Raw genomic sequence first — 18,478 nt, forward strand, 5'->3', positions numbered from 1 at the left:
GTGCGAACCCCCGGTTATTCAGTACAGCAGAGATCAGTTGGCGTAGACCTCGTACTCCGAGAGTTGCCCCGCCGGCCAGCCGGTGTTGGCCGTGAAGGTGAGCCGGACGTACCGCGTGTTCACGGCGCTCGGCAGTGTGATCGTCGCCGTGTTGCCGGAGCCCGGATCGAAGGTGCGCCCGGCGGCCCCGGCCAACTGGCTGTACGACGATCCGTCGACGCTCCCCAGTACTGCGATCGTCTGCGTGCGCGTGCCCCACGCCGTACTCGGGGGAAGCTTCAGCACCAGCCGCTTCACACTCTGGCTGCTTCCGAGGTCGACAGTGAGCGATTGCGGCCAACTGTTGTTGGCGCTCTCCCAGTAACTGTTGGCATTGCCGTCCACCGTGTTGCTCGCAACGTAGGACTGCACTGAACTGGTCGCCGTCACCGGCCGCCCGGCCGCGAGGTTGCCCGTCGGCGGCGTGGTGCTGCCGCCGCCCGGCTCCACCCAGTTGCAGCCACTCCAGGTGGAATCCCAGCCGCTGTTGCCACTCCCGCGATTCAGCGCGAACGAACCGCTCGGATAGGCACAGTTGTAGACGCCCGCTCGCCCGATGCCACTCGCGCTGACATTGCTCACCGACGCAGAGCCAGTCGTCTCCGCCTGGAAGGCGACAGTCCCGGCGCCCTCGATCGAGCCACCGTCCACCGTCACGTTCTGCACCGCGCGGCCGGCGCCGCCACCGTCGACGAACTGGTACGCCGACCACGGGCTCGCCACCACCCGGTTGTTGGTGAACCGGACCGCCGCGTTGATCGCTGTGTCATAGGCGTCCACCCGGATCGCGCCGTGCGGATGGTTCTGACCCCAGTTCGGGTTCATCGCGCCGGTGCGGACCAGCGTGTTGCCGGAGACCGTGATCGTGCCCGCCAGCGGGTAGAACGGCGAACCGAACGACTGGTTGGAGATCGCGATCCCGCCGCCGAGCGCGTTCGTGTCGGACACCAGGTTGTCCCGCACGGTCAGGTCGGTGCCGCCGTAGATCGCGATGCCGTTCGCCAGGGTCGGCTGCACGATCGTGTTGTTGGCAAAGGTGCTGCTCCGGTCGGCCGCGTGCAGCGACCACATCGCCAGCGCGTCGTCGCCGGTGTTGCGCAGGAAGTTGTTCCGCACCTGCACGTTGTACGCCGTACCGTTCAGGTTCAGCCCGTCGGCGGTCAGGTCGTAGAACCGGTTGTTCTCGACCACCAGGTTGTCGTTGTTGCCGGTGAGCCAGAGGCCGACCTTGAGATGCTGCAGCCACAGGCCGGAGACGACCGAGTTCGGGCCGAGGCTGCCGTTGACGAAGTTGTCCGGCGACTCGTCGTGCCGCTCGGTCACCTCGCCGATCACGGCGAAGTCGTAGAGCTTCACGTTGCCGCCGCCGTTCGGGCGGTCGATCAGGTGGCTGCTCAGCAGCGTCGAGTACCAGCGTCCGGCGCCGCGAAGCGTCACGCCGTCGGGATTGATCGTGCCGCCGACGCGGAACCGGCCGGCCGGGATCCACACGGTGCCACCGCTCCCGCGAGCGCTGTCGATCGCGCTCTGGATCGCGCCGGTGGAGTCGTTGCTGCCGGTCGGGTCCGCGCCGCGATCGGTGATCGAGATCGAGCCGCCAGGCTGGCCGGCCGCACCGGCGACGTTCTCGAACTCGCCGTCGTCGATCGTGTACGGGCCGGCGGTGTTCTCGCCGTCGACCTGGAGCCTGATCTTCGCGCCCGCGCCGACGGTCTGGCCGAGTTGCAGCCGGGCGTGGTCGTAGAGCTTGTGCGTTCGTGACCCGGCGATCCAGGCCGTGTCGACAAAGCTGTATTTCGAGGTCACCGCCAGGGACTGCGAGAGCTTCTGGCCGTTGACGTAGACCGAGAGGGTGCCGCTGCGTCCATCCGGAACGGAGTACGCGACGTTGATCGCGTTGGTCGTGCCGGGCGCGTTGAACTCGACGTACTGGCCGCTGGTGAGCGTGACGGCCTGCCGGTTCGAGGCCTCGGCTGGGAGGGTGCCCTGGGCGTAGCTCGGGCCGAGCTTGCTGCCGTTCGTCGCGGCGTTCTCCGCTTCGAGGATCGTGAAGGGCAACGAAGCGCCGACAGCCTGGAGCGTTGTCGATCGGAGTGCTGGGGAGTGGACCGCTGCGGCGGACAGACCGGTGCCGGCGAGCGCCGTACCGGAGACGAGCGCCAGGATTGCGGCTGAACGAGGGATCGTCATCGAACTGCACCTTCCTCGGGGCGGAGGATATTCGCCACACCTTAAGGAAGTCGACAACCTTCCGCAATAGTTCGATCTCTTCACGCAAGTTATCAACAGCTGTTGATACCACTGTGGATAGAGGTCTACTCGGGTCGGCTTTGCTCGACCCGACTGCCGAATAGATTTGTCCACATGCCGCTTCGCGATCGCTGGAACGAGCTGATCCCCGACGCCGCGACGCTGGCGGACGATCTTGCCGGTCGCTACACGGCGTCCGACCGGCGGGCCTACCGCGATCAGTACCTCGAAGCGGTCCTGGCCGCCCTGGACTCGCTGGAGCAACTCAGCACGGATCCCGTTGCCGTGCGGCTCGCAGTGTGGTTCCACCGGGCCGTCCACGAGCCGAGCGGCCGGCCCGCCGAGGACGCCGAGGCGTCGGCCGAGCTCGCCGAGGAGAACCTTCCGGCGTACGGCGTGAGCTCGACCCGGGTCGCCGAGGTCGCCCGGCTGGTCCGGCTGACCGGCGCGTCGAGTCCTGAAGCCGAAGACGCGAATGCCCAGGTCCTGCTCGACGCGGTCAACGCCACCTATGCCGGAGCGAACTACGCCACGCACGCCTCCGAGCTCCGCCGCGACGCCGGGGATGCCGGGGATGCCGGCGACGCCGGGGATCGCAGTACGGCGATCAGGCAGCGGCTCGCCACTGTGCAGGGTCTTCTCGAGGGACCGATCTACCGGACCCAACTCGGCCGGGAGCGGTTCGACGAGGCGGCGCGCGCGAACCTGACCAGAGAGTTGGCCGTTCTGGACGGCACGCTTCCGGCGCCCTGGCGAGGTTGGCAGCGAGCGGCCTTGATCGCCGCGGCCGTGTTCAGCCCGGTCCTAGCTGCGATGGCTGCCTACGGAGCCGCCCACTACTCCTGGCGGTCTCCGAGCAGTTCGGACTCGGTGTGGTTTCCCAGCGTGCTTTGTGTGCTGGAGTCGTGCGCGGTGCCGCTGTTCATCCGCTTCGCACCTCGAGTCGGCCGCATGGCCAGAGTCGTCAGCGGCGCCGTGGTGGTTGCCGGTCTGGCCGGAGTGATCATCACCTGGGTGCTGGCGCCGGCCAAGACGCCGTCGACCGGTGTCGGCGACCGGGTCCCGCTGCTGATGATCTCGGCCGTCCTGCTCCTCGTGGCAGGCATCGCCGGGCTGGCCTCGTGCTGGCCGGTCGCCCGCCATCCCCGGCCGGAATTCAATCGGGGACAGCTGCTGTCCGTGGCGACGACGGTGGCCGTCATCGTCGGCGCGGTGGTGTTCGTCGGCGAGCCGATCCACCGTGCCTATCTGCTGGGCGCCAACGAACACCTGACCGGATCGGACGCCCCGGTCGGCATCCCCGCACGGTCCGAACTGACCGGCGGTATGGCCTGGGTCAGCCGGCCGATCTCGTACAGCGCCGACGCCGTTCGCAGAGCCGTCAGTACCGAACACGGCATCGCCATCGCGAGCGAGACGGGCACTGTCGTGATGCTCGACCCGGCGACCGGCGAGCCGCGCTGGCGCTACTCACGATCCGACTCCGACGGCACCCCCGAACTGGCTGCCACAGCCGACGGACAACTGCTGATCGCCAACTTCGACGATGTCGGCTACCTGGTGCTGGACGCCGCCACGGGAAAGCGGAAGGAGACTTGGCCACTCGGCACCCGCGACCATGACCTCCTGTCCGCCGACCCGTTGCTGACCGGCGAGCAGGTCGGCAAGGGCTCGGACAAACTTCGCGGGGTGGACCTCGACGGCAACGACCGCTGGACCTTCGAGCCGGGTCGGTGCACGACCATCGGCGCCGTCGCAACAGCCGATACCGCGCTCGCCTTGCTCGACCGGCAGTGCGGTGAGCGGCGCAACGAGACGACGGCCCTGGACCTGAAGAGCGGCAAGAAGCTGTGGAGCGGCCCGAGCCCCTGGTTCGGTGAGCAACCGATGGCGGTCGGCGGTCTGATCGTCTGGACCGAGCGGGACGGGCGCGCCGAGAGCGAGATGCGCGGAACCCTGGTCGGGGTGGAACCGCGCACCGGCACGGTGAAGTGGCGATGGCAAGTGCCGTCGAACTGGGCTTGCGGCACCAGCGTGACCGTGGCCGGCGACAAACTGGTGCTGCTGGACTGTCCGGTCGCGGCCAAAGACACCCAGACAGTGGTCACGGTGCTCAAGGCCGAGACCGGAGGTGTCGTCTGGCAGCGGACCGCCCCGGTCAAGGCGGGCCAGCGGGTCGCGGTCACGACCGACGCCCGAGTGGCGATGGTCCCGGACCTGGAGGCGAAGGACCACTGCCTGCTGGACGTGATCGACGAGGCGGGCTACCGCCAGGTCGCGCTACCGGCCGAGGTCATCTGCCGAGGCGGCGTCCAAGCAGTCGGAAACCAACTCCTAGCCGCAACCCACAAGGCAGTCCTAGCCCTCCGCTGACCCGGGCCGACCTCGGGCGGGAGCAGCGATGCCGGGCGAACTTGTGAATGGGTCAGCAATGCCGGGCGAGCTCCGACGGCCCAGCGACACCGAGCTGACCACGGGCGCAGGTCGGCGACGGCGGGCTGACCTCGGGTGGGTCAGGGTGTTTGGTGGGTTGGGGGTGGGATGAGGATGCCGGGGTTGAGGATGTTGTGCGGATCGAGCACGCGCTTGACCGCTTGGAGGGCCTCGATGGCGAGTGGGCCGACCTCCTCGGCGTACGCGCTCCTGTGGTCGGTGCCGACGCCGTGGTGATGGCTGATGGTCCCGCCTGCGGCCGCGATCGCCGCGTTCGCCGCCGTTTTCGCCTGCTGCCATTGGGAGATCGGCTCGTCGGTCTGCGCGCAGATGACGGTGAAGTACAGCGAGGCACCGGTCTCGTAGACATGTGACACATGGCAGAGCACGATCGGCGGCGTCCCCTGCTCGCTCAACGCGGCAACCAGCGCCTCGGTGACCTTGGCCTTGAGCGCCGGCAGCGTCGACCAGAAGCCGGCGGTCTCCAGCGTCTCCACCAACGCCCCCTCGTCCAACAAGGGATCGCGCAGGTACGGCGCGCGGTACCGCCCCTCTCGCCAGGTCTCACCCGGCCCTTCGCCCAGCGCCTCTCCACCGGCACCGCGCAAAACAACGCCCACCTCAGTACGGCGTACTTCGGTGTGCTCACCCTCGAACCCGACGATCGCCAGTACGCCGCCCGAGCCGCCGCCGAGCACATCCGGGTCGGCGAGGTTGATCGCGGTCTCCACCTCGTCGGACAACCGCAGGACGGTCGGCAGCGGCCCGTCTTGCGCGAGCCGACGAATCGCGGCCAGCCCTTCCTCGAAGGCGCCGAATCGCCAGCCTTCGAAGACTCGCTCGACCGGGCGCGGCCGGATCCGGAGTACGACGCTGGTGATGATGCCGAGCGTGCCTTCGGATCCGAGCACCAACTGCCGAAGGTCCGGTCCGGCCGCGGACATCGGCGCACGGCCGAGCCGGATCGTGCCGCGCGGCGTCGCCATGGTCAGGCCGACCACCATCTGGTCGAAGCGTCCGTACCCGGCCGACGACTGGCCGCTCGACCGGGTGGCCGCATAGCCGCCGATGCTCGCGCCTTCGTAGGACTGTGGGAAGTGGCCGAGGGTGTAGCCACGTTCGGCGAGCAACGCCTCCGCCGCCGTACCCCGAACGCCCGCCTCGATCGTCGCCGTACGGGACACCTCGTCGACCTCCACCAGCCGATCGAGCCTGCGCAGATCGACGGCGATGAACGCCGTCCCCTTCGGCGCCAACCCGCCGACCACAGACGTGCCACCGGCGTACGGAACCACAGCAAGGTGATGCTCAGAACAGGACGTGAGAAGCGCCTGTACTTCGTCGTGTGATCCAGGGAAGACCACGGCGGCCGGCATGTCGCTGGTGTCACCGGCCCGATGCCGCAGCAGATCAGTCGTCGAGTACCCGCGCGTGTGCCCCCAGCGCATCTCCAGATCCGTCTTCACATACTCACCACCAAGCAACTCGACCAAAAGCCCACTCACTTCTTCTGTGAGCCCGGACCGGTCAGCAGGTGCGGTGGTGGCGCCTGGGCGGCGGACGCCCAGGTGCTTGAGGGCTTGCAGGGCGGCGGGTGGGAGGGTTAGCGGGTGTGCGGGATCGCCCCAGCGGCCGGGGGTGAGTTGCACCACCGGCAGGTCGGATTCGGTCATCGCGGACTCCCCATTGCTCGGCTCGGGCGGTAGCGTCTCGCGGGAGCAAGACCCCTGACTCCGGCTCCCGCGAGACCGTTCCCGGACGTCAAAGTCGCTGATACACTTTGGCGTGTGATGTCTCAGCGTATCAGCGACACCGACAACGAATCCACCGGCTCGACCGGTTCGAGCAGGCCGGCGCCCGCGAACGCCATCGGCGAGGAGCGGATCCTCGACGCGGCGTACGAGCTGCTGCTGGCGATCGGGATGCGGCGGATGACGATGGCCGACATCGCCCGGCACGCGGAGGTCTCCCGCGCCACGCTGTACCGGCGCTGGCCGAACGTGCAGGCCGTCGTGGCCGCCCTGATGACGCGGGAGTGGACGACCGCGCTGGTCTCGGCGTTCCAGCCCGATGCGGTGGATGGGCGATCGCGTTTGGTCGAGGGCGTCGTCGAGGTGGTCGCGAAGACCCGGACGCACCCGTTGATGCGCAAGATCATCGAACTGGATCCCGAATTCCTCACGCCGTACCTGCTGGAGCGGCGCGGCAGCAGCACGGTCGCCCACCTGGCCCTGGTCGAGGCGGGCATCCGGGCCGGCCAGGAGGACGGTTCGATCCGGTCCGGCGACCCCGACTGGCTCTCGCGGCAGATCATCCTGGTCTCGCTGGCGTCTGCGGTGTCCGGCCCGGTGCTCGCCGAAGCGGGCGAGTATCCGAAGCTCGACGAGGAGCTGCGAGTGATGCTGACCAGGTATCTGGTGCCATGATCGCGGTCGGCAACGCCAGCCTGAACGCGACCCGGCGTACCCGGGAACTCGACTGGCTGGACACCACCCGCCAGGTCGACGTGCTGGTCATCGGCGGCGGCGTGACCGGCGCCGGCGTTGCCCTCGACGCCGCCGCGCGCGGCTTGTCAGTTGCCTTGGTGGAGAAGCACGACCTGGCTTTCGGGACCAGCCGGTGGAGTTCGAAGCTCGTGCACGGCGGCTTGCGGTACCTGATCTCCGGGCACGTCGGGATCGCGTACGAGAGCGCGGTCGAGCGCGGCATCCTGATGAAGACGACCGCTCCCCATCTCGTCCACCCGGTCCCGCAGGTGGCACCTTGGTTGCCGCAGGCAAGGTTCATGCAGGCGGCGATGCTACGCGGAGCCTTCCTCGGCGGCGATGTGCTGCGCACCTTCGCCCACACCAGCGACGACTACCTGCCGCATTCGCGCCGCGTCAGCTCAGCCGAACTCCTCCGCTACGCCCCGACCCTGCGCCCGGACGGCCTGCGTGGCGGCTTCCTCACCTGGGACGGGCAGCTGTACGACGACGCGCGGCTGGTCGTCGCGATCGCACGCACCGCCGCGCAGTACGGCGCCCGCGTGCTGACCCGCTGTGCGGCCGAGCAGGTCACCGGGCGCGGCGCGGTGGTGGTCGACCAGTTGTCCGGGCGACGAATCGACGTCGACGCCTCGCTGGTGATCAACGCGACCGGGATCTGGGCCGATCAAGTTGCCTCAGGCATCAAACTGCGGCCGAGCCGGGGCGCGCACCTGGTGTTGCCGCAGTCCGCCTTCGGTGGACTGTCCGCGGTGCTGACCGTGCCGGTGCCGGGGGAGTTGCGCCGGGTGGTGATGGCGATCCCCGCGCCGGACGGTCGGGTCTACGTCGGGTTGACCGACGAGGAGGCGCCGGGCCCGGTGAGCGACGTACCGGTGGCGACGGACGCGGAGATCGACTATCTGCTGGGCACCATCAGTTCGGCCGTCCAGGTCCCGCTGACCAGAGCTGACCTGCTCGGCACGTACGCCGGCCTGCGGCCGCTGCTCGATACCGGGCATCACCGGGGTGAGGACAAGACTGCGGACATCTCCCGGCGGCATGCGGTCATCACCGGCACGGACGGGCTCGTCACGATCGTGGGTGGCAAGCTCACGACGTACCGGCGGATGGCGCAGGACGCACTCGACGCCGGGCTGGCTGATGGCCGGCTCACGGCTCGGCGGCCGTGCCTGACGCATCGGATCCCACTGGTCGGCGCGGCCGATCGGGTCCACCTTGCGGCGGTGCGTGCGCCTGCGCGTTTCGTCCAGCGGTACGGCGTGGAGGCTGCCGAGGTGATCGCTTGCGAGCCTTCGCTGCTGGAGCCCATCGCGCCCGGGTTGGCCACGACACACGCGGAGCTCCGCTTCGCAGTACGGCACGAGGGCGCGCTCACTGCGGACGACCTCCTCGACCGGCGTACCCGGCTCGGCCTGTCGGCGGCAGATCGGGCGCTGGGCCTGCCTGCCGCCGAGGCCGCTCTCCAGCTCAGCGCACCGTCAGGCTGAACGCGTTCGTCGCGATCCAGTTGATCTTGAGCCCGCCGTACGTCGAACTCGGCACCAGGAACCGGAAGGTCTGCTTGCCGCGAACGGTCGGCTTGTAGGAGTAGGTGCCGTCACCCGACCGGATCGCCAGGCTGCTGTGGGTCACCCACGCTGTGCCGTTCCACCGCTGGATGATGCCGGTGACGTTGCTGTACGGCCGGACCCCGATCACCGCGGTCGTCTTCTGTCCCAGCGTCACCGTCGCCGGACTGAACATCGCCCGCATCAACTTGTACGGCGTAACCGCGGCCACCGGCGGCGTCACCGCGCTGTACCCAACCACCCAGTTGACCTCGGGGTCGGATCCCGCGATCACCACAGCCTCGTAGTCGTTGTAGGCGACCGTGCGGTACTCCCGGGCGCCGATCGAGGTCTCGCGGAACACCTTCGGAGTGAGGGCAGGCCAGATGACAGCGCCGCCCGAAGTCGATCGCCACCCCGCTGTGGAACTGTTCCGCGTCTGCAGATCAACGGCGTTCTGGACCGAGACCTTGTACGGCGCGCTTGCCACCCCGTTCGAGCAGTGTCCCGGACGGATCGCGTCGCTGGTGAACGGGACCCGGATGTCGTCGCCGTAGGGCGTCGAGGCAGGCACCTTCTGGCTGACCGCGAAATTGACCACTGCCAGCCCCTGGTCCTGGCTGGCGCCCCACTCTGTGTCGGCGTAGGTCCCGACCCGGAACGGCGGCTTCTGGTACGGCAGCGTGGTGCTGCCGTGTTGCCCGTTCACGGCCGGCAGCTTCGTCCAGGTGCAGCCGTTGGTGCCGGTCATCCGAATGCGGGCCGACGTCGGCGTCACGTCCAGCGGGTCGTTCGGAGTGCTGTCGGGCGCGCCGGTGGACGACTCGAAGGTCCAGCTGACGGTGATCGCACCGCCGGCAGCCGCTTTCGCCGGCCAGTCGAGGCTCGGGTAGGGCGCGATGGTGTCGAAGTGAGTCGTCTGCGCGACCAACTCCTTGGAGGTGGCGTCGCGAACCTCGACCATCACATCGGTCGATCCGACCTGGAGTTGGCCCTTCGCGATGACGACCTGATCGGCCGACGTCTGGTCGGCCAGCACGCGGTCGGCGCTGAGCGGACTCTTGCTGACCACCCGGAGCGGACCGGTGTGAGCCGGCCAGCTGATCCGGATGTTGGTGTGGGTCGCGTCGGTCCAGCCGATCTGCGCGACGCCGACGGCTTGGGCGGACGGCCCGGAGAGAGTTGCCGCGACCAAGGCGACAGGCAGGACGGCAAGAGCTGACTTACGCATGAGAACCCCGTACGGCGGAAGGCCGGCGATCGCTGACCGTCGCCGGAATCGGCCGCAAACCTATCGCATCACCAGCCTTTGCGGCCGCGAATTGCAGCTTGCTGCAATTCGCATCACTGGGAAGGCGGTTCGGAGTTTCCGGACTGCCGTTGCTTGCTGCCGTAGGACGGGAACCTCGGCCCCGGCTGGGTGGTGAACCCGGGCAGCGGGCGAGGAGCGTACTGGGGTGGTCCCGGCGGAAGGTAGCCCGGCTGCTGCTGCGGCACCGATTGCTCCGGTTGGCCTGACGGCATCGGCAGGCCTGGGGGAGTTGCTGGGATGCGCGCGTCGGCTTGGGACTGTTGCCAGCCTGGGATGCGTGCGTCGGCCTGGGACTGTTGCCAGCTGGTGACGCGGAACAGCAGCAAGGAGCTCGTGACGGCGGCGGCGATCAGGAGAAGCGTGGCGACGGTGAAGCCGATGTTGACGCCGAGCGCCACCCGGACCATGAACGTCTGCATGTCGTAGATGTCGACGTAGCCGTCGGTCGCCTCGGCGGCCTGCGCCTGGTCGACCAGCCGGACCAGCCAGACGATGAAGCTGATGCCCGCGAACCCGCCTCCGCCCACGAGGATCACCCAGAACGCGGTCCAGCAGGCCCACCAGCCGTACAGCAACGACCGGACCTGACCGGACCTTGCGGCGCCCGGTTCGCTCGGTGGCTCGCTGGCGGTGACGACGTCCTGGACGATCTGCAGCGGATACCAGAACTGGACGATCGGGCAGATCCAGCCGCCGACGGTCCACCCCTGCGCATGCCGGTGCGCGCCACTTCGTGAGTTGTAGCCGCCTTGGTAGCTGGAAGCGAAGTCGGGCTTGAGGATCTCCGTGTTCTCCCGGGCCTGCCAGAGCCAGATCAGGAAGGCGATCCCGGTCCCGAGGAAGAGGTAGTTGACCAGGTCCAGCAGCGGCCCGGTGTGCGCGATCCGCTCGACGCCGCGCTGGTATTCGTCCTCGGACACCAAGAGATAGATGAACCGCTTGACGCCCCCATACGACCGCCACAGCACGACCGACTGGATCACCGCCGCCACCGAGGTGAGCCCCATCAACAGCACACTGACCTGCGCCGTCCGCCGCAACGCCCGGTACTTCGGCCCCGACTGCACGATCGGATACGCCCCCGGATAGGGCCCACCGAACTGCGGCCCCGCATGCCCGGGCGGACCCCCGTAGTGCTGCGCCGGTCCGCCCTCCGAGCTCGGGTACTGCGGTGGGCCGGCTGGGGTGCCTGGATACGGCGATGCCGGCGGCCCGTCGTACGGCCCTTGATAGTGACTCATCGTTCCCCCACCTCCCCGGTCCCCTTGCCCAACAAGCTATCGCAGCGCAGGGAGCGTTCAGAGGTTGTCCACAGGCCAAAGCTGCAGATTCGGCCGAGCTCGAAAGGTCAGCCCAACCGGCAGAACACCGCGGTCGCATCATCATGCCGCTTGCCCCGAAAGCTCCCCACCGAAGCCAGCCTGTCGTACTCGCGAACCCGCTCGATCAACCCCGACGGCCCGCTCGTCTCCAGCACGTCGACCAACTCGTCCCAGCTGTGCCCGTACCGCTCGGAGTACCGCGACGCGCCGTCGGTCAGCACCGCGGCCACCTCAACCACCGCGCGGTCCGTAGTACCGGCGATTGCTTCGTACGCCGCCTTGGGTGCCGTACTCGCCACCCAGAACCCGCCCGGCTGGTTCCGCATCCGCCGTACCGCCTCGAACGTGTACTCCGGCAGCAGGTCGACCCGGTTGTCCGCCACTACCGTGAGCTGGCGATCCGGGGACCGCAGCACGATCGGCGAGTCCGCCAGCACCAGGTGCTCGACCTGATCCGCACCGACCCGGAGCATCGACACCGTCGTCGACGGGCTGTCCGGGTTCGTGAGATCACACGTGTCGGCATGCTCAGCGCAGACGGCTGCGATCGCATCGGCCAGCAGATCCGCCAGCGGCGCCGTCGACCTGGCCAGCAACGGCAGGACCAACTGCCCGCCCAGTCGCTCGACCAGCCACGCGACGTCGTGGCGGCAGCCCGAATCGAGCTCAGGCGGCGCCGTCGCCCCGTCGAGCACGACCACGAAGTCCGGCCCGGCCAGGACCAGGTCCTCGTTCACCGAAGGTGGCCACCGATCCGGCGCCGGCTGACAGGCTGAGCGGATCTCCACCCAGCCATTCAACCCCGAGCGGCCCAGGTGTCCTTCAGCGACTGGTCCAGGCTGATCGCGGGCGACCAGCCGAGGTGCTTCTGGATCAGCGTGGTGTCGGCTTGCTGCCAAGGCACGTCTTCCGCCGCCGAACCTGCGTGGTCCGGGTGCACGACCCCTTCGGTGACCTGAGTGGAGGTCCCGCTGAGCTCGACCAGCCGCTGGACCACGTCCCTGGCCAGCACAGCCCGCCCGGAGCCGACGTTGAACACCGGCGGCAGCCTGTCCTCCGCTGTCGCCACTGCCACCGCTGCCTCGGCGACGTCCCGTACGTCGACGTAGTCCCGCCAGGCGTCGAGCGACCCCAGTTGCAGGGTGTCGGTGGTCCCCAGTTGGCGTACGACACGGCCGAGCAACGTGCTGGCCGGCGACCCGGGTCCACTGATGTTGAACGAGCGCAGCACGACCGCGTCCGCCCCGTGGCTCTGCGCACGCAGTACGAGCTCCGAGCCGGCCAACTTGGTGATCCCGTACGGTCCTCCCGGCCGGAGCTCTGCGTCCTCGTCCTGACTGGTGCCGCGCGGCGCACCGCCGTACTCCGCCGCTGAGCCGATCTGGACGAAGCGGGCGTTGGTCGCGTGGTGCCGGGCCGACTCGAGCAGCGCCTGGACCGCGACCACGTTTCCCCTGGTCAGGGCAGGGACGTCACCCTGGGTCGCGGCCGCGGCGTTGATGATCACAGTCGGCTTGTACATCGCGAGCTGGGTGTCGAGGGCGTAGTGGTGATCGACGGCCAGGTCGAACCGCCGATGCGGCTCACCACTGCTCCTGGTGAACCCCCGGTGCTCGATCCCGCGCTCGGCCAGCAGTGCGCAGATCCGGCCGCCGAGGAAGCCGCCGGCGCCGAAAACCATCACCCGTTCTGATCCGGTCACCCCTCCATCGTGCCTGCCGTGTTCGGCGATCAGCTGAAAGTTGTCCGTCGGGGTCGTCACAATGCAGTGGACGGGTTGACTTGCCGAATCGAAGGATGGTGGCCGATGGCCGACCGCACGCACGGACGTCAGACGCCCGCGACCGAGTCCACGATCAGGGACTGGGACGACGCCGATCCGTCCGGGCAGACCTACACGCGGGTGCTGTTCATCGACTCGGATCTGACCGAGATCAGCAACGCCGGCGGCGTGTTCGAGGAGTGCGTCTTCCGCGGCGTGCGGTTCAACGCGTCCAGTCACACGGACGCGGCGTTCGTGAACTGCACCTTCGTCCGCTGTTCGTTCTTCGACACCACGTTCACCCGGTGCAAGCTGATGGGCAGCAGGTTCGACGACTGCGCCTACAGCCTGATGAAGGTGACCGGCGGCGACTGGTCGTTCGCGAGTCTCCCCGGTGCCGATCTGCGCGGAGCCGAGTTGTCGGGCGTGAAGCTCCGCGAGGCAGACCTGACCGGCCTCCGCGCCGGCAAGTCCGTACTACGGAATCTCGACCTCTCCGGTGCCTCGATGCAGCGCGCCGACTTCTCCGGCTGCGACCTGCGCGGCTCGGATCTGTCCACCCTCGACCCCCTCACGGTCGAACTCAAAGGCGCGATCGTCGACCTCCCCCAAGCGATGGTCATCACCACCTCCCTAGGCCTCGAAGTCCGCCCCTGACCTCTCGATCCCGCTACGAGGCGGCGCAGACCTCGACAATCGCGGCTGGATCCCAGTAGTACGGACGGAACTCAGCGATCCGGCCGTTGGCGATCTCGTTGACCTGAACTATGCGGGTTTCGATCGTCCCGCCCGTCGCCCGGGCGCGAAAGCGCACCTGGAGCAGCATGACCACTGTGCTTGTGTCCGCGACGACTCGCGCCTGTACGACGTCCATCGACTGCCACGTCTCGGCGAAGAGGTCCTGGAACGTTTGTATGCCTCGGTGCCCCCGCCATTCCCCAGTACCAGTGAATGGCAGGCCGGGCGCCTGGTAGAGCACGACGTCGGGATCGAGGCAAGCCGCCACTGCGGTGAAATCGGCACCCGCTGCGGAACCGCCCGCGGCCACGTACGCAGCCTCGGCGGCGTAGAACCGGTTCATCGCAGCCATCACGTCGGTATCGGAAGACTGCGCTGCACCGCTCGAACCCGGCGTTGTCGTCATACGTCTGGTCTCCTCGTCGTCTGTCGGCACGCAGGTACGTGTCGCACAGGTTGAACGCGCGAGGCGACCACGATGTGATCTAGCGACCGACGGATGAGTCAGAAGAGTCGGATATCTGCAGCCGGGTGTTCCGTCATCCCCCGTTTCATCCACACCCTGTGGAAAACTATGCGGACATTTCCCAGTTCGCCGCTCACTGTTAACCCGTCCGCCCTGGACCCAACTGTGGGACGGGTGTTTGTCAGCGCAGCCGGGCGAGAGGGCGTAGGCGGGTGGCTTTTGAGGTGAGCGGGCGGCCGACGGGCGCAGTACGGAGTAGTGAGGAGACCAGTTCGCCTCGGCGATGGCGGGCTGGGCCTCGGCCGCGGGAGATGAGGACGGCGCCGTGCTCCACGACGTACGCCGGGCTGATCAGCGTCCTCGTCCGGGTCGCCACCTGCACCGCTGCCGCCAGGCCGACTCCGGCGAAGGCGCCGAGGGTGTTGGCGATCAGGTCGTGCAACTGGCAGGACCGACCCAGCGGTGGGACCAACGCCTGCACCGCCTCGACCGTCGCGGACAGCCCGATACCGGCCGCGATGCCGTCAGTGGGTCGCCCGCTGGTCAACGTGAGCATTCCGGCGGCGGGGATGAACAGCAGGACGTTCAGCACTCCCTGCATGGAGGTGAGGCCTCCTGTGGTCGTCAGGTGCGTCCCGCAGACGCCGACGCCGGCCAGCCGATGCGCCGTAGGACTCAGCGTCGCCGCCAGAACCAGCGCCAACGACGTCGGCATCAACAGCGATGCCAGTCGCGGCACCACTCCAGTCGGCCGCCGTGCCGCCGAGAGCGCGACCGGCAGCGTCATCGCGGTGAGGAAGAGCCAGGTGTCCAGCAGGTACGGGATTCCGCGATAGGTCTCGAGCACGTGTCCGGAGCCTCCGTAGTCGACCGGCCGACGCGTGGCCCGCTAGGTCCCCGCGTCGACTCGCCGTCGGTGATCGCCCGATGTCGCTTCCTCAACAGACGATCAGGCGTCCACTCCACCGCCCGCTAGGCCAGTCCGGACATCTGCACGCACCCGCAAACAAACAGCGCGTACCCCGTGACAATCCGTACCCGAACCGTCACCCCGCATAGATGCTCACAGCAACAACTTCGTGGCCTCTGGCAACGATCAGTCCTCGGCGTCGTCTTCCGTGGCGTCGCCGGAGTCCCGCTCGCCGCCCTCGACATCCTCGGCCATGCCGGGGTCCTCGGCCACGTCGGTCGCGTCGGGCTCGTCGGTCGCGTCGGTCGCGTCGGTCGCGTCGGGCTCCTCGGGCTCGTCCGGCTCCTCGCTCGCGTCGGGATCTTCGGGAAGGTCGGCTTCGTCCGGCCAGTCCTCCAAGGACGGATCGGCCGGAATGCCGACCGCGTGGTCCTCGCCCGGCAGGTGGTAGTTGCCCCATTGCTCGGTCATGTCGTCCCCTCAGGTCGTCACGATGGCGATCAAGATGATCAGGATCTCGATCCAGAGCAGCCCGACGATCATCCGGAGCGCCGACTGGAGCCGTTTGATCCCACGCCGGTTCTCGATACCGCCGGCGATCATCGCCTGGGTCACGGCCAGCCGGATCGCGTCCTCGTCCTTGCTTTCCTCGTGCAGCCTGAGGATCACCGTCGCGCTCGGCCCGTAATGGAAGCTTTTCACCGGCCAGTGGACGACCATCACCGCCGAAGCCATCAGGCTCAGTACGGCGAGGAGCGCGAAAGCGGCCCACTCCGGATAGTGCCGCGCGCTCTTCTCCGCACTGCTGATCAGGCCGACGCCGGCCGTGAAGGTGACGGCCAACGAGGCCGCGGTGAACAGCGTCGTCGCCCGGTTGCGGACATTGCTGATCGTGCCGTCCTGCTGGGAAAGCGTGAGTTTTGCCGCGTCATAGGCAATCTCGAAGGCCTTCTCCGGCATGTTCCCCCCTGGGATCTTGCCCGGTGTACCCAAAGAATGGCCCGGCCGACCACGATCTGCAAGAGCGTCGCGGCTTGCCTGTTCGCGACGCTCCCGAGGTCGTGCCGACCGGGCCGGTCCCTTCCGTACGGCTATCAGGAGAAGGCGACGAACTGATCGAGTCAGCCGAACATGCCCGGCTGGTAGTCGCCCGCGGGCTGCTGAATGATGACGTTCAGCCGGTTGAAGGCGTTGATGATCGCGATCGTCGACACCAACGCGGCGAGTTCCTCCTCGTTGTAGTGCTTGGCGGCGTTGGCCCAGGCCTCGTCCGTGACCCCGCCGGCCGCGTCGGCGATCCGCGTGCCCTGTTCGGCCAGCTCCAGCGCCGCACGCTCCGCCTCGGTGAAGACGGTCGCCTCGCGCCAGGCCGCGACCAGGTTCAGGCGCTGCTGGGTCTCACCCGCCGCCGTGGCGTCTTTGGTGTGCATATCGGTGCAATAGCCGCAGCCGTTGATCTGGCTCGCTCGAAGTCTCACCAACTCCTGCGTGGCCTCCGGCAGCGTCGACTCCGCGGCGACGCGGCCCGCGGACGCGAGGTACTTCAGTGCCTTGCCCATGGCCGGGTCTGCGAAGAGGTTCAAACGGGCATCCATGATGGACTCCTCGATCGTCGTCGATGTGTGTACACAATTCCGACGAAGCCGCCCATCAGGATGTGAGGCGGCTAGCGCGCGACGAGGACTCCGCCCAGCTTGCTCTCGGCCGAGCTGAGCGTCAGTTGCGCCTCCACCGCGAACCCCGCATCGCCAAGCCAGGCAGCCATCTGAGCCGGCTCGCGCAGGTGGACGTGAAGGTTCATCGGGTGCCCGCCGTACCCCGACGTCTTCAGCCGCGTCTCGTCGCCCACGTGAAACCCGACCAGCAACGGGCACCCAGGTCGCAGTACGCGCCGGAACTGCTCAAGGACGAAGCCCAGCTGGTGATCGGGGATGTGGATGAGCGAGTACCAGGCGACCAGTCCCGTCAGCGAATCATCGGCAAGTGCGGGCTCGGTCATCGACCCGACCTCGAACCGTACGCCGGGATGCTCGCGCCGGGCGACCTCGATCATCGCGGGCGACAGGTCGATCCCGAGAACGTCGGCTCCCGCCCCCTGCAGATACCCGGCGATCCGCCCCGAACCACAGCCGACATCGGCGATCAGCCCACGGCCCCCGACCTCGCGGGCGAACACGTCCAGCATCGCCCGTTCGTACGGCGTCTGCTCGAGCAGATCCCGCACGATTTCGGCATAGCTCTCGGCGACGGTGTCGTACGACGCTCGGGTGTCCACCAACCAGTCTTCAGAGCTCATGGACCGGCATGCTAGAGCCACTCTCGATCGCGTCGAGGTCGCGTACGGCGTACCGGTGGTGCTCCCACTCCTCCTCGAGGATCACGTGCACGCAGGTGAGAGTGCTCTCGGGATACTCCGGGGACCACGGATTGCGGTGCACTTCGACCAACTCGTCCGCAGTGACCTTGGCGAGGAAGTCGCGGACCATCGCGACGCGACCGGCCCGAGCTTCCAGCACTTCGCCGTACGACGGTTTGCTCGTCACGAAGATCGACATGTCCAACCCGTCCTCGTCGCCACTCCCGAGCCCGAGCGGATGGAAGGGCTGGTCGAGTTCCAGGACCGAGCGCCCCAGCCACGCGTCGGTCGCGAGGACCAGATGCCGCAGGGTCTGCGCGAACGACCACTCGCCGTCCACCGACACGTCCACCGTGCCCTCCGGCATCGCCGCGACCCGCTCCAGCGTCGCCGCCCAGGTCCGCTCGAGCACAGCCCAAGCCTTCTGCAACCCCTCGGGATCACCGGCCCGCCGCTCACTTCGCCCCGGGAACCGCCGATCCAGCTCCGCCTCCACGAACGGCACCACATTGATCCCGTTGACCTTGAGAATGCCGGTGCCCTCGGTCAGCCACGGCGCGTCGATCTCCGCGTTGTCAGCCTGCACACCGCGCATCACGACCCCAGACAGATCAGCTTCCACAAACCGAGCCGCTCGCAGATCCACCCCAACGAACTCCGCCCCTTGAAGCTCATCACCCGCACCAAATTTCGCCATCCCCCCTCTTTCCACGCCACCCAGCCCCCTGTCAAGCACTTGCAACGAGCTGCGCCCTTGCCGATTCGCCGTCACCGCGACGCTTGCATCTTCGGCGTGCAAGCAGAACGCCGGTTCCTCCGTGCAAAGGAACCGGCTTGTCTGTGGGCTTGGTTGT

Annotated in this window: 17 protein-coding genes; 4 read left to right on the forward strand and 13 right to left on the reverse strand. The window is 68.1% G+C overall.

Features of this window, described 5'->3' with window-relative positions:
* Window positions 1-33: 33 nt before the first annotated feature.
* Window positions 34-2,229, reverse strand: coding sequence for a galactose-binding domain-containing protein (locus EV138_RS16750; protein ID WP_133979847.1), 2,196 nt, complete (start codon window positions 2,227-2,229; stop codon window positions 34-36).
* Window positions 2,230-2,403: 174 nt separating this feature from the next.
* On the opposite strand from EV138_RS16750, the gene EV138_RS16755 reads away from it, so the two are divergent.
* A complete protein-coding gene (locus EV138_RS16755) occupies window positions 2,404-4,662 on the forward strand; it encodes an outer membrane protein assembly factor BamB family protein (protein ID WP_133979848.1) in 2,259 nt (752 codons plus the stop codon).
* Window positions 4,663-4,802: 140 nt separating this feature from the next.
* Here the strand turns inward: EV138_RS16755 and EV138_RS16760 are convergent, their stop codons facing one another.
* Entirely contained in the window at window positions 4,803-6,395 is a 1,593-nt protein-coding gene (locus EV138_RS16760; protein ID WP_133979849.1) for an FAD-binding oxidoreductase, read from the reverse strand.
* A gap of 117 nt (window positions 6,396-6,512) precedes the next feature.
* On the opposite strand from EV138_RS16760, the gene EV138_RS16765 reads away from it, so the two are divergent.
* Window positions 6,513-7,148, forward strand: a complete 636-nt coding sequence (locus tag EV138_RS16765) for a TetR/AcrR family transcriptional regulator (protein WP_133981952.1) — start codon at window positions 6,513-6,515, stop codon at window positions 7,146-7,148.
* Window positions 7,145-8,698: a glycerol-3-phosphate dehydrogenase/oxidase gene (locus EV138_RS16770; RefSeq protein ID WP_133979850.1), complete on the forward strand. Its 1,554-nt coding sequence runs from the start codon at window positions 7,145-7,147 to the stop codon at window positions 8,696-8,698. Before EV138_RS16765 ends, EV138_RS16770 begins: the two co-directional genes overlap by 4 nt.
* Here EV138_RS16770 and EV138_RS16775 read toward each other — a convergent pair.
* The 4 genes from EV138_RS16775 to EV138_RS16790 form a co-directional block, all read right to left on the reverse strand.
* Window positions 8,679-9,989: a hypothetical protein gene (locus EV138_RS16775; RefSeq protein ID WP_133979851.1), complete on the reverse strand. Its 1,311-nt coding sequence runs from the start codon at window positions 9,987-9,989 to the stop codon at window positions 8,679-8,681. The genes EV138_RS16770 and EV138_RS16775 overlap by 20 nt on opposite strands.
* Window positions 9,990-10,102: 113 nt before the next feature.
* A complete protein-coding gene (locus EV138_RS16780; protein WP_133979852.1) occupies window positions 10,103-11,311 on the reverse strand; it encodes a DUF4328 domain-containing protein in 1,209 nt (402 codons plus the stop codon).
* Window positions 11,312-11,418: 107 nt separating this feature from the next.
* Entirely contained in the window at window positions 11,419-12,129 is a 711-nt protein-coding gene (locus EV138_RS16785) for a protein phosphatase 2C domain-containing protein (RefSeq protein ID WP_238158182.1), read from the reverse strand.
* Between the two features lie 59 nt (window positions 12,130-12,188).
* Window positions 12,189-13,094 (reverse strand): NAD-dependent epimerase/dehydratase family protein, encoded by a 906-nt coding sequence (locus tag EV138_RS16790; protein WP_238158183.1) that lies wholly within the window; start codon window positions 13,092-13,094, stop codon window positions 12,189-12,191.
* Window positions 13,095-13,199: 105 nt separating this feature from the next.
* On the opposite strand from EV138_RS16790, the gene EV138_RS16795 reads away from it, so the two are divergent.
* Window positions 13,200-13,811, forward strand: a complete 612-nt coding sequence (locus EV138_RS16795; RefSeq protein ID WP_133979854.1) for a pentapeptide repeat-containing protein — start codon at window positions 13,200-13,202, stop codon at window positions 13,809-13,811.
* Window positions 13,812-13,824: 13 nt separating this feature from the next.
* Here the strand turns inward: EV138_RS16795 and EV138_RS16800 are convergent, their stop codons facing one another.
* From EV138_RS16800 to EV138_RS16830, 7 genes are all read right to left on the reverse strand, one after another.
* Window positions 13,825-14,298: a nuclear transport factor 2 family protein gene (locus EV138_RS16800; RefSeq protein WP_133979855.1), complete on the reverse strand. Its 474-nt coding sequence runs from the start codon at window positions 14,296-14,298 to the stop codon at window positions 13,825-13,827.
* A 241-nt stretch (window positions 14,299-14,539) separates the two neighbouring features.
* Window positions 14,540-15,205, reverse strand: a complete 666-nt coding sequence (locus tag EV138_RS16805) for a VanZ family protein (RefSeq protein WP_133979856.1) — start codon at window positions 15,203-15,205, stop codon at window positions 14,540-14,542.
* A 249-nt stretch (window positions 15,206-15,454) separates the two neighbouring features.
* The gene (locus EV138_RS16810) at window positions 15,455-15,739 is read right to left on the reverse strand and encodes a hypothetical protein (protein ID WP_133979857.1); all 285 of its coding nucleotides are present in this window, start codon (window positions 15,737-15,739) and stop codon (window positions 15,455-15,457) included.
* 9 nt (window positions 15,740-15,748) lie between these two features.
* Window positions 15,749-16,228: a hypothetical protein gene (locus EV138_RS16815; protein WP_133979858.1), complete on the reverse strand. Its 480-nt coding sequence runs from the start codon at window positions 16,226-16,228 to the stop codon at window positions 15,749-15,751.
* 161 nt (window positions 16,229-16,389) lie between these two features.
* Entirely contained in the window at window positions 16,390-16,863 is a 474-nt protein-coding gene (locus tag EV138_RS16820) for a carboxymuconolactone decarboxylase family protein (RefSeq protein WP_133979859.1), read from the reverse strand.
* 71 nt (window positions 16,864-16,934) lie between these two features.
* Window positions 16,935-17,564: a class I SAM-dependent methyltransferase gene (locus EV138_RS16825; protein WP_133979860.1), complete on the reverse strand. Its 630-nt coding sequence runs from the start codon at window positions 17,562-17,564 to the stop codon at window positions 16,935-16,937.
* A complete protein-coding gene (locus EV138_RS16830) occupies window positions 17,554-18,321 on the reverse strand; it encodes a DinB family protein (RefSeq protein ID WP_133979861.1) in 768 nt (255 codons plus the stop codon). Before EV138_RS16830 ends, EV138_RS16825 begins: the two co-directional genes overlap by 11 nt.
* Window positions 18,322-18,478: the final 157 nt, after the last annotated feature.

Origin of the sequence: Kribbella voronezhensis, assembly GCF_004365175.1 — a bacterium.
GTDB classification, from domain to species: domain Bacteria; phylum Actinomycetota; class Actinomycetes; order Propionibacteriales; family Kribbellaceae; genus Kribbella; species Kribbella voronezhensis.